A 13,382-nucleotide genomic window follows, 5' to 3' on the forward strand; every position below is an offset into this window, starting at 1 on the left:
ATTCACCGGTTCACACCGACACCCCATGACCCGCCCCACCGGACGCCTGTTCCTGATCCCCAACACCCTGGACCTGGGCTGTGTGCCCGAGGGTCAGCCGCAGCCACCCCTGCAGGCCGTGCTGCCGCAGGGCGTGATCGAAGCCGCTGCGCAGCTCACGCACTGGGTGGCCGAAAACGCCAAGACCACCCGGGCTTTTCTCAAACGCGTGGATGCCGTTTGCCCGTTGAAGGCCCCCCTGCAGCAGCACGACGTGCAGGTGCTGCCGCGCCCGCCCAAGGGGGGCCGAGGCACCGCCCCAGACCCCAAGGCTCAGCACGCCGCGCTGCAGGCCTTGTTGAAGCCCGCACTGGAGGGCCATGACCTCGGCCTGATCTCGGAAGCGGGCCTGCCCGGCGTGGCAGACCCCGGCGCAGACCTGGTGCAGGCGGCCCATGCGGCTGGCGTGCAGGTCGTGCCGCTGTCGGGACCCTCGTCTTTGATTCTGGCGGTGGCGGCCAGCGGTCTGAATGGCCAGAGCTTTGCCTTCGTGGGCTACCTGCCGACCGATGCCGCGCAGCGCACCCAACGCATCCAGCAGCTGGAGCAGACCTCGCGCAAACAGCGCCAGACCCAACTGGTGATCGAAACGCCCTACCGCAACCAGGCCCTGGCCGATGCCCTGCTGGCCAGCCTGCAGCCCGACACACGCCTGGCCGTGGCCTGCGGCCTGACCCTGGCCCAGGGCTGGAACCGCACCCTCACCGTGCGGCAATGGCAACAGGCTGGCCTGCAGATCAGCAGCGAGATTCCAACGGTCTTTGCCTGGCTGGCCGGTTGAGCGCCCGGCATTCTTGCCACAATCACATCACCGCCCGACACCACACAGGGCCCGCTGCTTCACCTTTCTGATCGACGTGACCACCTCCAGCACCCCCTCCTACCGGCAGGGCGACCCTGCCCAGGCCCACCCGGGCGAGCTTGCGCGCAAGCTTGGCTATGCCGGCCTCATCCCCTTCGTGGGTGGCGCCCTGTTCGTGTGGCTGCTCACCGGCCGCATCGACCGCGAGCCCTTCATTTTCCTGGTCAACGCCATCACGGGCTATGCCGCCCTGATCGTGTCGTTCCTGGGGGGGCTGCCGTGGGGGCTGGTCATGCGTGACGCCGCCGAGCCCGACGACACCGTGCGCAAAGCGCTGTGGTGGGGCATTGCCTATTCGCTGCTGGCCTGGGTGGCGCTGTGCATGCCGGCGCATGCCGGCCTGGTGGTGCTGGGCACCCTGCTGATCGTGGCCTACCTGAACGACCGCAAGCTCTACCCCGCCCTGGGCGTGGAGCACTGGCTGACCCTGCGCTTTCAGCTGACCGCCATCGCCAGCCTGAGCTGTTTCCTGACCGCCGCCCAGATCTGAGGCCCGCATGATCGACTACCGCATCGACCTGAGCCAGGCGCATGCCCACCGCTTTGTGGTGACTCTGAAAATCGCTCGGCCGCAGGCCGAAACGCGGGTCAGCCTGCCAGTGTGGATCCCGGGCAGCTACCTGGTGCGCGAGTTCGCACGCCACCTCAATGGGCTGAGGGCCGAGCAGGCAGGCCAGCCCTGCGCGGTGGTGCAACAGGACAAGGCCAGCTGGCGGGTCCTGGCGAACACCGACGGCCGCCGAGGTGCACTCACCCTGCATTACGAGGTGTACGCCAACGACACCTCGGTTCGCGCCGCCTTCCTGGACAGCCGGCGCGGTTTTTTCAACGGCACCAGCGTGTGCCTGCAGGTCGAAGGCTTCGAGAACGGCCCCCATGCGCTGGGCCTGACCGGGCTGCCCAAAGGCTGGCAGGTGGCCACCTCGCTGCCCGCTCAGGGAGGCAAACACCGCTTCGAGGCGCCGAACTACGACGAACTGGTGGACCACCCGGTTGAACTGGGCACCTTCTGGCGGGATGCATTCGAGGTGCGCGGCGTGACGCATGAACTGGTGGTGGCCGGCCACCACCCCAAGGCCGACCTGGCCCGCTTGCTGAAAGACACCCAGGCCATCTGCGAGGCCGAAATCGGCTTCTGGCACGGGCGCCGCAAGCCACCGTTCGATCGCTATGTGTTCATGCTCAATGTGGTGGAAGATGGCTACGGCGGCCTCGAACACCGCGCCAGCACGGCCCTGATCTGCTCGCGCAAGGACCTGCCCGAACAGGGCGACAAACAGGGCATTGACGCCCGCAGCGAGGGCTACACCACCTTGCTGGGCCTGATCAGCCACGAGTACTTCCACACCTGGAACGTCAAGCGCCTGAAGCCCCGCGAGTTCGCCCCCTACGACTACACCCGCGAGAACTACACGCGCATGCTGTGGTTCTTCGAAGGCTTCACCTCCTACTACGACGACCTGCTGCTGCTGCGCGCCGGCCTGCTGAGCCCGGCGGCCTACGTGAAGCTGCTGACCAAACCTGTCAACCAGGTGCTGGCCACCCCGGGCCGGCAGCACCAGAGCGTGGCCCAGGCCAGCATGGACGCCTGGATCCGCTACTACCGCATGGACGAGAACACGGCCAACTCGACCGTGAGCTACTACACCAAGGGCTCGCTGGTGGCCTTGTGCCTCGACCTGAGCCTTCGCCTGTGCGCCTCGGTGGCCAGCCCGCCTGTGCGAGGCAAGGCCGCCGCCAGCCGGCAGCCCAGCCTGGACGGCGTGATGGCACGCCTGTGGGCCCTGCAGCGCCCCATCGAAGAAGCCGATGTGGCCCAGGCCCTGGCGGCTGAAGCCGACACCCTGGCGCCGCCCAGCCAGCCCGGGGTGCCCGGCTTTGCCGACTGGCAGGCATGGCTGCAGCACCTGGTGCACGGCACCGACGAACTGCCCCTGCCCGCCTTGCTCAAGGCCTTCGGTGTGGACTGGACCGCCAAGCCGCCCTCGCTGACCCAGCAATGGGGCTTGCGCACCACCGACAAGGCCGGCGCGCTGGTGGTCGGCGCCGTGATGCGTGGCAGCCCGGCTGAGCGCGCAGGGCTGAGCGCCGGTGATGAATTGCTGGCCCTGAACCAGTGGCGGGTGCGCAAGCCTGACGACCTCAAGCAATGGCTGCAACCGGGCCAGCCCCAGCAATTGCTGGTCAACCGTGACCAGCGGCTGTTCACCGCCACCCTGCCCGAGGCCGTACCCGAGGTGCAAGGCTGGGGTCAGAGCGTGGTGCTGAGCCTGCCCCCTGAAGACCGGCTGGATGGCGCCACCCTAGGCCGACGCGCGGCATGGCTGAAAACCTGCTGAGCCAGACCCGCTCGCACCGCAAGGTGTTTGGCGCCATCGTGCTCGTGGTGCTGCTGGTGCACGCCCTGGCCACTCAGGGCGTGCTGCACGAACTGGCCGTGGCACGGGGCGACGAGGCGTCCAGCATCGACCGCATGGAAGCCACCTTCGACACCGACATGCAGCTCACCGAGCCGCCCGTGGTGGTGGCCCAGGCCGACACGGCCGAGCCTGAAGTGGCCGAGCCAGAACCCGAACCCGAGGCGCCCGAACCGGCCGAACTGCCGCCGTCAGCCCCAGAGAAAGCCAGCAAGCCCGAGGACAAGGCCTCAGCGCCAGAGCCTGCGGCGTCAGCCCCCGAAGCGAAAGCCTCGGAGCCCGACAAAGCCGCCAGCCAGGCCTTCGCGGCAGCCTCGGCCCCCGACAGCGCGCTGGCCCCAAGCCCTCCGGCCTCACAGGCCTCTGTGCAGGCTGGCAGCAATGTGTTCCAGTGGCCAAAAGCCACGCGAGTGAGCTTCAAGCTGAGTGGCTACCTGCGGGGCGAAATCCACGGCTCGGCCAAGGTGGAGTGGGTGCGCCAGGGCAGCAAGTACCAGGTGCACGTCGATGCGATCGTGGGGCCGTCGTTTGCCCCTCTGGGCTCTCAACGATGGACCAGCGAAGGCTACCTCACCAAAGACGGCCTGGTCCCCGAGCGCTTTGAGTCGATCAACAAATTGCTGATCAAAAGCAACCCTTCACGGGTGGTGAGCTTCACGCCAACCACGGTGGTGCTGTCCAGTGGTGAGCAGGTGCCCAAACTGGAAGGTGTTCAAGATCCGGCCAGTCATTACATTCAGATCGCCTACCACATGATCCTGGACAACTCCCCACTGGTGGTCGGCAACGTCATCGGGGTGCCCATGGCGTGGACCAAAAAACAGGAAATGATCGTCTACAGCGTGGCCGCTGAAGAAACGTTGAAGACCCCGCTAGGCGACATCAACACGTTCAAGCTGGTGCCCATGAACGTGACGAATGTCAAAGGCGGCGATGTGTTGGCCGAAATCTGGATCGCGCCACAACTGCAATACTTGCCGATACGGATGCTGATCAGACAGGGGCCTGACACCTTCCTTCAAATGGAAATGGACAAGCCCCCGCAACAGACTCCGGCGGACGACCCCCCAGAGCAACAGGTGCGAGAACCGACGCCCCAGTTTTGAGCGCCCGCGCCGGAAAAATTTCAGCGCCCGGCCGCTTTGCGCAAACGCTTTTCGACCTCGGAGGCAGCCGCCGCAGAAGCCAGGCGAGAACCGTCCTCAAAGATCATGGCGGGCGTGCCGGTGATGCCGAACTTCTGAGACATTTGCAGGTTGCGCTGCAGCGGACTGGCGCACATGCCCAAAAGACGCGGGGGTTGGGTGTTGGACAGCATCCAGTCACGGTACGCCTGCGTGCGATCTCGGGCACACCAGATCCGCTCGCCCAGCGTCTTCGAGTCTTCGCTGAGGATCGGAATGATGAAGGTGTAAACCGTCAGGTCCTTGATGGTCTGCAATTCGGCTTCAAGCTTTTTGCAATAACCGCAATGGGGATCGGAAAAGATCACCAGCTTGCGTTGTCCCGTGCCGTTCTTCCAGACCACCGCATCTTTCAACGGCAGGCTGGCGAAATCCACGCGGTTGATCTCGTCGAGGCGCTCCTGCGTGAGGTTGCGGTGATTGTCGAGGTCGGTGATCTGGCCCTCGATCAGATAATCGCCTTTGGCATCTGTGTACAACACAGCGCCAGGCAGTTCGATTTCATACAGACCTTTGACAGGCGAAGGCCGGATCCCCTTGATGGCAGCACCGTCGTTGACCAGGCGCCCGACCAGCGCCTTGCGCAGTGCAGTCTCCTGAGCTGCGCTGAGCGCCTGGGCCTGAGCCGGAGCCACACCCGTAACGGCCGCCAGGACGACCATGCATGTGGCAGCCCAGCGGCCCACTTTCACATCAAACATCACATTGAACCTTTCATGCATCGAGCGCACGGCCCACCAGCCAGCGCTTGAGGGGGGTGGCACGGTCCAACAGGGCCATGCCGACATTGCGAGCGTCCTTGAATGGCGCAGGCGTTGCAGCAAAGAGATTGAGCAACCCATCGGTCAGTTGCCCCATGGCCTGGGTGGGCAGCCAGCGGGCGCGGTCGTAACGGCGCAGCAGTTTGGCATCGCTCAGTGCTCGCCAGGGCTCATTGGCCCGCGCCTGAACCAGCACGCTGGCCAGGGCATCGACGTCGGCAAGCCCCAGATTCAGACCCTGCCCCGCCAACGGGTGGACCTGATGCGCCGCGTCACCCACCAGCACCCAGCCATCTCCAGACCAGGGTCGGGCCTGCGCGATCGCGAGCGGCCAAGTGGCGACGGGTGCCGCAAGGGTCAGCCCCCCCAATTCATTGACCACGCCAGGCGAACTGACCTCCAGGGCAGCGCACAACTGCGACATGAACTCCCCCTCCGGCAGAGCCGCCAGTGACTGCGCAAGCCCTTCAGGCAGCGACCAGACCACGCCATACGATGCGCCCGCCACGGGGGCGTGAAACGGCAACAACGCCAGCACATCGGGGGAGCGAAACCATTGGCGAGCAGTGCCCGCGTGCGGCCGGCCTGCCACCACCCGCGTGGCAAGACCGTGATGTCCGTAGGCGTGTCGGTCGAAAGTGGCACCGAGGGCCTCACGAGACCTCGAATGCTTGCCTTCGCAGATGGCCCACAAATCGCAGGCAACCGGCGCATGAGCGCTGTCTCCTTGCGGTGGCACCACCGTGATGTTGGGGCTGAACTGGATGGCGTCGGCCAACAGGCGGTCGAGGGCTGATGCATCGACGATCCAGGCCAGGTCCGTCACGCGTTGCTCCCACGCAGAAAAGAGCAATCGGCCACCGTGATCCCCACGGATGTCCATCTCGTGAACGGGGTGACCATGCTGGCGCAAGGGAGCGCCTACGCGGATGTGGTCAAGCAGTGCGAGGGAACGTGCGTTGAGCGCATAGGTGCGAACGTCAGAGGAATTCAGCTGCAAGGCGCCGGGCGAACAGGCCAGGGCCACCTTGAAACCATGTCCGGCCAGCACCAACGCCAAGCTGCGGGCCACCGCGCCACCACCGCTGACGCACACATCGAAAGTTGGAGAAACCATGGGCCCATTCTAGGCGCCCGGTCCGATGCCGCAGGTGCTGGATAATGCGGGATTGGCTGCGAAAACGCGGCAACACCCCGGCCCTTGACGATCCACAAGGCGCCACGAGACACAGGATTGCACCATGAGCCTCAAATGCGGCATCGTGGGCCTGCCCAACGTCGGCAAGTCCACCCTCTTCAACGCCCTGACCAAGGCCGGCATCGCGGCTGAAAACTACCCCTTCTGCACCATCGAGCCCAATGTGGGCGTGGTGGAAGTGCCCGACCCGCGCCTGAAGGCTCTGGCCGACATCATTTCGCCGGAGCGCATCGTGCCGGCCATCGTCGAATTCGTGGACATCGCTGGCCTGGTGGCGGGCGCCTCCAAGGGCGAAGGCCTGGGCAACCAGTTCCTCAGCCACATCCGTGAAACCGACGCCATCGTGAATGTGGTGCGCTGTTTCGAAGATGACAACGTGATCCACGTGGCAGGCAAGGTCGACCCGATTGCCGACATCGAAGTGATCCAGACCGAGCTGTGCCTGGCTGACCTGGGCACCGTCGAGAAGAGCCTGCAGCGCTACACCAAGGCTGCACGTTCGGGCAACGACAAGGAAGCCGCGGCCCTGGTCAAGGTGCTGGAGAAGTGCCAGGCGGCGCTGGACCAGGCCAAGCCCGTGCGCTCGATCGACTTCAGCAAAGAAGAACTGGCCGTCCTCAAGCCCCTGTGCCTGATCACAGCCAAGCCCGCCATGTTCGTGGGCAACGTGTCGGAAACCGGTTTCGAGAACAACCCCTTCCTGGACCGCCTGCGTGAATACGCTGCCGCACAGAAGGGTGAAGTGGTGGCAATCTGCGCCAAAACCGAGGCTGAACTGGCCGAGATGGAAGACGAAGACCGCGCCATGTTCCTGGCCGAGATGGGTCAGGACGAACCGGGCCTGAACCGCTTGATCCGTGCAGGTTTCAAGCTGCTGGGCCTGCAGACCTACTTCACGGCCGGCGTGAAGGAAGTGCGCGCCTGGACCATCCGCATTGGCGACACGGCCCCTCAGGCTGCTGGCGTCATTCACACCGACTTCGAGCGCGGCTTCATCCGTGCGCAGACCATTGCCTACGACGACTTCATCCAGTTCAAGGGTGAAGCTGGCGCCAAGGAAGCCGGCAAGATGCGCGCCGAAGGCAAGGAATATGTCGTGAAGGACGGCGACGTGTTGAACTTCCTGTTCAACGTCTGACGCCCATCGATCAGGCAAAGCGCGTGCTGCTCTGTCAGCGGCACGCCGTGAGGCTGGCGATCAGCGCCGCCAGCTGCTCTCGACCCGATCCAGCGCTGCCCGCCAGGGTGCAATCGCGGCGCTGCCCACCGGTCGAACCAACGTGACGGTGAGCCAGTCGGGCTCACCGGGTACTTCTCGCACGCACAGGCGGGCATCGTCCACACCCAGCTCAAGCACCTGGCCGGACAGGTGTGCCACCTTGGCCGACATGGCCTGAGCCTGCGCGCGGTGCCAGGTCTGGTGCAACAAGGGCACCATGGCCGGCAACAGCCCCTCTTGGGCCTGACCTTCCGCATGCGCCACGCGCCCTTGCGCACGGCTCAACAGCACGGCACCACCCTTGGGGCTGAGTCCGGCCAAGGCTGCGATCAAGGCGCGAAGCCCGTCCGACACGGGCAGCGAGGCCACCGCCCCGGGCGACACGCTACGAGGCGCCTCCGGTTGGCCCATCGGGGCTGCCACTGAAACCCCGGGCAACACCTTCACGGCCAACGGTGCATCGGGCGCCCGGGCGGGCTGGCGTCCCATGTCGAATTCGAGAGGGGGTAGCTCGGCGCCGGGAATCGCGGCAGGCTCTGCCACCTTGAAGATGCTGGCAGGATCCACCGGGCCACGGCGCACAGTGCTGCCAGGCACAGCGCTGCTTGTGTGAGAACCCTGGGGCTCGGCGCTGGTGGGAGCAACAGGGCGCCGAACATCGGCCATGAGGCGCCAGGTGGAAACCAGGAAAGGCCAGGCGTCGGCCGCACGGGGGGATGCTGGCGCGCGGCGCAACTGCAAGCCCATCGCTGTTTGCCATGTGGTGCTCCAGGGACGCTCATGGGCATGCGCGCCCCATGGCACCCACACCCAAGGTGCATGGGCCATCACGGCCCCTGAAGGCACCGCATCACGCAACCATGCTGTGGCCACCGGCGGCGGCTCGGGCGCTGCCGCATCGAACACCACCACCCGCACGACGGCGTGAGCGAGCATGACGTGCACCAAACCCGGCCAATCCTGAGGGACAGAGCACTGCTCGAGCGCCATCAGGCGCAGCGGCTGCTCACCCTGCACCAGCTCCAGCCACACCAGACTGGCCAGATCGTCTCCATGACCCTGGCGACGGATGCGCAAATGCTGGAGCGGGCGACGACGCTCTTGCGCCAGCGCGGTGAGGTAACGAGCCCCCACCGCGGCGTGTGGACCGTGAACAAACAGGTAACAGTGCTGCTTGAGGGAAAACTGCAACTGCAGGGCGTCGGCAGCCGCGCAAGTGACGAACAGCTCCCACTGATCGGGCCCGACCTGACGACCGATGTCAGGATGAGCAGCCGACTCGGGCGATTCGTCATCCCAACGAGCTTCCAGGCGTGTGGCCAGCTCGGTGGGAACGTTCCAGGGGTCAAGAGGCGTGGGGGACGACATGTCGCAAGGCTTTCTGAAGCGCAAGGCGGGCACCGTGCCCTTGCGCAGAACTTCCCACATCATGATCAGCGATGAACGCTGAATCAATCACCCAAAGAGCGGTCAATTGCCGCCAGATGCAAATCGATTGCAAACTGTGGACTGAAGCTGTTCAAGAATCGGACCAGACTGGCCGAAGTACAGGCGCATCCCCACTGCTCAGGAAGGAGCTCTCGCATGCACGCACGTCACCTGTTTGGCTGTCTGACCATCGCCGCAATGGCCATGCCTGTCCACGCCGGGCGCCCGCTGTCGGTGGAAGACGCTGGCGTGAACCCCGTGGGTCAATGCCAGGTCGAGGCCTGGGCCGAGCGGGCGCAGGCCTCGGGTTCGGACACACTCTGGGTGGCCGCTCCCGCCTGTGGCGTGATCGAAGGCCTGGAGGTGGGGGTCGAGTTCGGCGTACCGAGTCATCGGCGCCAAGGCGACGCGCACCGCAGCGTGGCACTGAAATGGGTGCCGGAAGCGGCCCAATGGGGCGCCTGGCACTTCGGGGCCAAGCTCAGCGCAGGCAGCGAGCGTGTGGCCAGCGAAGAAAAATGGTCGGACACCCCGGTGAGCCTGCTCGGCATCGGCTCCTGGCAAGCCCAGGAGCAACTGACGTTGCACGTGAACCTGGGGGTGGACCACCGCCGCAAGCCCTCGGACACCACCGGCCATGCCGGGCTGGCTCTGGCCTGGCAGCCACACGAACGCTGGCTGGTGTTTGCCGAACTGACCGCAGAGGAAAAAGTGACGCCTGTGAGGGGTGCAGGCCTTCGCCACTGGCTGGTGCCTGAGGTGCTGGGGCTGGACTTCACGGTCAGCCGCAGCAATGCCGTGCGCGACAGCACCACCTACACGGTGGGCATCGGCTGGTATGGCATCAAGTTCTGACGGGCCAGGCCGATAAGCCACACAGAGACCAGACCGCACGGTCTGGCGCCACAGGATCCACCGAGGAACCGCCCCATGGAAACGCTTCACGACGCCTCCACCGCTGCCCCCACCGGCCAACGTGCCAACCCTTCCTTCGGCTTGGGCGCCAAGGGCCTGACGCCCAAGCAGGCCACCCGCCACGCCACCAACGGTCGCGAGTTCCTGACCTTCCGGCTGGGCAGCGAAGAATACGGCATCGACATCCTGAAGGTTCAGGAAATTCGCTCGTACGAGCCCCCCACCAAGATCGCCAATGCGCCGGCCTACCTCAAGGGTGTGGTGAACCTTCGCGGCGTGATCGTGCCCATCGTCGACCTGCGGGTGAAGTTCAACTGCGTCAACGAGATGGGTGAAGCCGAGATGAACAGCTTCACCGTGGTGATCGTGCTGAACGTCAAGGGCCGCGTGGTGGGCGCCGTGGTGGACTCGGTGAGCGACGTGATGCAGCTGGCCGAGCAGGCCATCCAGCCTGCGCCAGAAATGAGCGCTCACGTGATCGACACCTCGTACATCACCGGCATTGCCAACGTGAACGAGCGCCTGCTGATCCTGATGGACATCGAAGCCCTGATCGGCAGCGCCGAAATGGGCCTGATCAACAGCCTGAGCCCGAACTGAGGCGAGTCAGGCCGCCCCCTCGGCCTGCGCCCTGCGACACAAAACCCCGCCGAGGCGGGGTTTTGTCATGGGAGGCACGGACATGAAGGCGCTGTGCTTGCACCGTCAGGCGATTGTCACCTGGCGCCTGGCTCACGCATCTTGCTGGCGCAGCATGGCCAGCACAGGGCGGTTCAGCAGGCCACGCAGGCTCCACCAACCGGCCAGCATGACCAGGGCCATGCCCGCCAGACCGCCAGCCACCGGTCCCCACCAGGGAGGCGCCCAGGCAAACTCGAACACCTGTGCGGCCAGCACGCCACCGATCGCAATGGCCGCTGCGGCCGCCAGCCCACCCGACAGCAGCCCGACACCCGCCAGTTCCAGCCGCTGGATGCGGGCCAGCTGTTCGCGCGAGGCACCGAGCGACCGCATGATGGCCCATTCGGCCGCACGCCGCTCGCGCGACGACCACAACCCCGCCAGCAACACCAGCACGCCGGCGCTGAGGGTGAACAGGAACAGGAACTCGACCGCGGCGATCACCTGGGTGAGCACACCCTGCACCTGGTTGATGGACATGGTCACATCGACCACCGTGACATTGGGGAAGCGCTGCACCAGGGCACGGTCCAGGCCGGTGCCCTCGGGGATCCGGAATGCCGCAATGTAGGTTTCGGGCCAGCCCTCCACGCGGGCCACCGGCGCCATCACGAAGAAGTTCACGCGCATCGAGCCCCAATCGACCTTGCGCACGCTGGTGATGCGGCCCTCGCTGACCTGTCCGGCCACGTCGAAGCTGAGGCGATCGCCCAGTTTCAAGCCCAAAGTTTTCATCAGGCCTTCTTCGACACTCCATTCGCCCTGTCCGGCAGAGCCATCTTGCTTGTCGGCAGCACTTTGGCGGTAGGTGCCTTGCACCACCTCGTTGTGGCCCGGAGCCTGCTCGGCCACGCTGAGGTTGAACTCGCGGTCAACCAGGCGCCGAGCCCGATCCTCGGTGAAGCTGCTGGGCTTGACTTCCTGGCCATTGATGCGCACCAGGCGGCCGCGGATCATGGGGTACCAGTCAAAGCGCCCCACCCCGGCTTCCTTCAGGGTGCCCTGAAAACCGTCGACCTGGTCGGGCTGGATGTTGATGACGAAACGGTTGGGGGCATCGGGCGGCGTGGCATTGCGCCAGCTGGCCACCAGGTCGGTGCGGATCAGGATGAGCAGGAACAGCGCCAGCAGGCCCAGCGACAGGGAGGCCACCTGCACCACCGTGGGCACCGGCTGGGCCACCATGCCGCGCACGGCCTGACGCCAGGGCAAGGGCGCTTTCAGGGCCGATGCCGAGGCCAGCCAGCGTTTGAGCAAGGCCAGAAGGCCCGCGGCCACGCCGCTGAGCACCAGCACGGCCGCGGCCACGCCGCCCAGCGCGATGCCCGCCAGTTTGAGATCGCGCACCACCAGCGTGAGCAGCAGGGCCAGGGCTGCGACGCCCGACCCCAGCACCAGCACCGAGGCCACACGGGGGGCGCCCAGCTGCCGACGCAACACCCGCAGCGCGGGCACACGGGCCAGTTGCAACAGCGGGGGCAGGCCAAAACCCAAGGTCAGCACAAGCCCCACGCCCACCGACAGCACCGCAGGCCAGGGGCCCGGCCACGGCAGGTCGGCATTGACGAGGTCCGCCAGCATCCACACGAACACCTGGTGGAAAGCGCCACCCAGGGCCAGTCCCAGCAGCGAGGCGCCCAGGCCCACCAGCAGCAGCTCCAGCGCATAGGCGCGCACCATGTCGCCTTGCGAAACACCCATCACACGCAACAAGGCACAGTCGTCCAGGCGCTGCTGCGCAAAGTCACGCGCCACCGTGGCCACCACCACCGCCGCCAGCAAAGCCGCCAGCAAGGCCACCAGGCGCAGGAACATGCCTGCGCGGTCGATGGTGGAACGCATTTCCGGGCGCCCGTCATCGAGGGTTTCGACACGCACACCACGCCATTGCTCGGCCTGCTGCCGCAGCGTGGCCGCGAGTTGCTGCAGCGCGGCCGGGGCATTGGCGCCCGACGCCGTGGCCGGCGTTGCCGGCTGTGCATCGGTGGCACGCGCAGGGCCCGCCACCAGCACCCGCCAGGTCACGCGGCTGGCGGGTTGGATGAGGCGGGTGACCGCCAGATCGGCCTGTCGCAGCATGACGCGAGGCGAAAAGCTCACAAAGCCGGCCCCACGGTCGGGCTCTGAGGCAATGACCGCATCGATGCGGAAGCGGGCATCGCCCAGCCACAGGCTGTCTCCGAGCTTCAGGCCCAGGCCCTGCAGCACGGCCGGATCCAGCCACACCGAACCGGAGGGCGGCCCACCCGCGGGTGCTGGCCCAGCGGGCTTGACCGTGCCATCGGGCTGCACCCGGCCCAGGGTGAGGCGACCACGCAAGGGGTAGCCTTCGCCCACGGCCTTGACCGCCACGAGGCGGGTTTCGCCGCCTTGCTCGTCGGGCGCACGGGCCATGCTCGGGAACACCGCGGTCTCGGCCACACGCAGGCCTGCCTGACGCGCCTGCTGTGTGACGGCGGGTGGCAAGGGCTGGTCGCCCAGCACCACCAGGTCAGCACCCAGCAATTGCGCAGCGTCACGCGTGATCCCGCGCTCGATGCGGTCGGCGAACAGACTCACCGCCGACAGTGCCGCCACGGCCAGGGCCACGGCCATCCACAGCCAGCGCAAAGCGCCCGAGCGCAGGTCTCGCCAGACCATGCGCCACACCCAGGGTCGGATCAGCATGTGTGCCTTGG

11 protein-coding genes are annotated in these 13,382 nt (G+C 66.3%); 7 read left to right on the forward strand and 4 right to left on the reverse strand.

What is annotated here, in order from left to right; genetic code table 11:
• Positions 1–25: 25 nt before the first annotated feature.
• The 4 genes from EYS42_RS04830 to EYS42_RS04845 all read left to right on the forward strand — a co-directional run bounded on the left by EYS42_RS04830 (position 26) and on the right by EYS42_RS04845 (position 4,424).
• Positions 26–820 (forward strand): SAM-dependent methyltransferase, encoded by a 795-nt coding sequence (locus tag EYS42_RS04830; RefSeq protein WP_130966731.1) that lies wholly within the window; start codon positions 26–28, stop codon positions 818–820.
• A 76-nt stretch (positions 821–896) separates the two neighbouring features.
• The gene (locus EYS42_RS04835) at positions 897–1,391 is read left to right on the forward strand and encodes a DUF3429 domain-containing protein (RefSeq protein WP_245503508.1); all 495 of its coding nucleotides are present in this window, start codon (positions 897–899) and stop codon (positions 1,389–1,391) included.
• Between the two features lie 7 nt (positions 1,392–1,398).
• On the forward strand, positions 1,399–3,240 hold the full coding sequence (locus EYS42_RS04840; protein ID WP_130966732.1) for a M61 family metallopeptidase: 1,842 nt from the start codon (positions 1,399–1,401) through the stop codon (positions 3,238–3,240).
• Positions 3,222–4,424, forward strand: a complete 1,203-nt coding sequence (locus EYS42_RS04845) for a DUF3108 domain-containing protein (RefSeq protein ID WP_130966733.1) — start codon at positions 3,222–3,224, stop codon at positions 4,422–4,424. The genes EYS42_RS04840 and EYS42_RS04845 overlap by 19 nt, the downstream gene beginning before the upstream one ends.
• A gap of 20 nt (positions 4,425–4,444) precedes the next feature.
• Here EYS42_RS04845 and EYS42_RS04850 read toward each other — a convergent pair whose 3' ends face one another.
• Both EYS42_RS04850 and EYS42_RS04855 read right to left on the reverse strand, forming a co-directional pair.
• Complete coding sequence (locus EYS42_RS04850) at positions 4,445–5,203, reverse strand: DsbC family protein (protein ID WP_165456630.1); 759 nt, start codon at positions 5,201–5,203, stop codon at positions 4,445–4,447.
• Between the two features lie 13 nt (positions 5,204–5,216).
• On the reverse strand, positions 5,217–6,380 hold the full coding sequence (locus tag EYS42_RS04855; RefSeq protein ID WP_130966735.1) for an FAD-dependent monooxygenase: 1,164 nt from the start codon (positions 6,378–6,380) through the stop codon (positions 5,217–5,219).
• Positions 6,381–6,504: 124 nt separating this feature from the next.
• Between EYS42_RS04855 and ychF the strand changes: the two genes are divergently transcribed.
• Positions 6,505–7,599, forward strand: a complete 1,095-nt coding sequence (gene ychF, locus EYS42_RS04860; protein WP_130966736.1) for a redox-regulated ATPase YchF — start codon at positions 6,505–6,507, stop codon at positions 7,597–7,599.
• A gap of 60 nt (positions 7,600–7,659) precedes the next feature.
• On the opposite strand, the gene EYS42_RS04865 is transcribed toward ychF, so the two are convergent.
• Positions 7,660–9,111 (reverse strand): hypothetical protein, encoded by a 1,452-nt coding sequence (locus tag EYS42_RS04865; protein ID WP_130966737.1) that lies wholly within the window; start codon positions 9,109–9,111, stop codon positions 7,660–7,662.
• A 153-nt stretch (positions 9,112–9,264) separates the two neighbouring features.
• Here EYS42_RS04865 and EYS42_RS04870 point away from each other — a divergent pair, with 153 nt between their 5' ends.
• Together EYS42_RS04870 and EYS42_RS04875 are read left to right on the forward strand one after the other, a co-directional pair.
• Positions 9,265–9,963 carry a PA4824 family protein gene (locus tag EYS42_RS04870; RefSeq protein WP_130966738.1) on the forward strand — a complete coding sequence of 233 codons (699 nt, stop codon included), beginning with the start codon at positions 9,265–9,267 and terminating at the stop codon, positions 9,961–9,963.
• A gap of 75 nt (positions 9,964–10,038) precedes the next feature.
• Positions 10,039–10,623 carry a chemotaxis protein CheW gene (locus EYS42_RS04875; RefSeq protein ID WP_130966739.1) on the forward strand — a complete coding sequence of 195 codons (585 nt, stop codon included), beginning with the start codon at positions 10,039–10,041 and terminating at the stop codon, positions 10,621–10,623.
• A gap of 132 nt (positions 10,624–10,755) precedes the next feature.
• On the opposite strand, the gene EYS42_RS04880 is transcribed toward EYS42_RS04875, so the two are convergent.
• Entirely contained in the window at positions 10,756–13,371 is a 2,616-nt protein-coding gene (locus EYS42_RS04880) for an ABC transporter permease (RefSeq protein WP_130966740.1), read from the reverse strand.
• Between the last annotated feature and the right edge of the window lie 11 nt (positions 13,372–13,382).

Origin of the sequence: Aquabacterium lacunae (assembly GCF_004310865.1) — a bacterium.
Taxonomy (GTDB): Bacteria; Pseudomonadota; Gammaproteobacteria; order Burkholderiales; family Burkholderiaceae_C; genus Aquabacterium; species Aquabacterium lacunae.

What these genes read in the sequence shown, in the direction of transcription:
- EYS42_RS04830 (WP_130966731.1), top strand. Translation starts at nt 26, where the DNA reads ATGACCCGCCCCACCGGACGCCTGTTCCTGATCCCCAACACCCTGGAC.
- EYS42_RS04840 (WP_130966732.1), top strand. Translation starts at nt 1,399, where the DNA reads ATGATCGACTACCGCATCGACCTGAGCCAGGCGCATGCCCACCGCTTT.
- EYS42_RS04845 (WP_130966733.1), top strand. Translation starts at nt 3,222, where the DNA reads ATGGCTGAAAACCTGCTGAGCCAGACCCGCTCGCACCGCAAGGTGTTT.
- EYS42_RS04850 (WP_165456630.1), bottom strand. Translation starts at nt 5,203, where the DNA reads ATGTTTGATGTGAAAGTGGGCCGCTGGGCTGCCACATGCATGGTCGTC.
- EYS42_RS04855 (WP_130966735.1), bottom strand. Translation starts at nt 6,380, where the DNA reads ATGGTTTCTCCAACTTTCGATGTGTGCGTCAGCGGTGGTGGCGCGGTG.
- ychF (WP_130966736.1), top strand. Translation starts at nt 6,505, where the DNA reads ATGAGCCTCAAATGCGGCATCGTGGGCCTGCCCAACGTCGGCAAGTCC.
- EYS42_RS04865 (WP_130966737.1), bottom strand. Translation starts at nt 9,111, where the DNA reads ATGATGTGGGAAGTTCTGCGCAAGGGCACGGTGCCCGCCTTGCGCTTC.
- EYS42_RS04870 (WP_130966738.1), top strand. Translation starts at nt 9,265, where the DNA reads ATGCACGCACGTCACCTGTTTGGCTGTCTGACCATCGCCGCAATGGCC.
- EYS42_RS04875 (WP_130966739.1), top strand. Translation starts at nt 10,039, where the DNA reads ATGGAAACGCTTCACGACGCCTCCACCGCTGCCCCCACCGGCCAACGT.
- EYS42_RS04880 (WP_130966740.1), bottom strand. Translation starts at nt 13,371, where the DNA reads ATGCTGATCCGACCCTGGGTGTGGCGCATGGTCTGGCGAGACCTGCGC.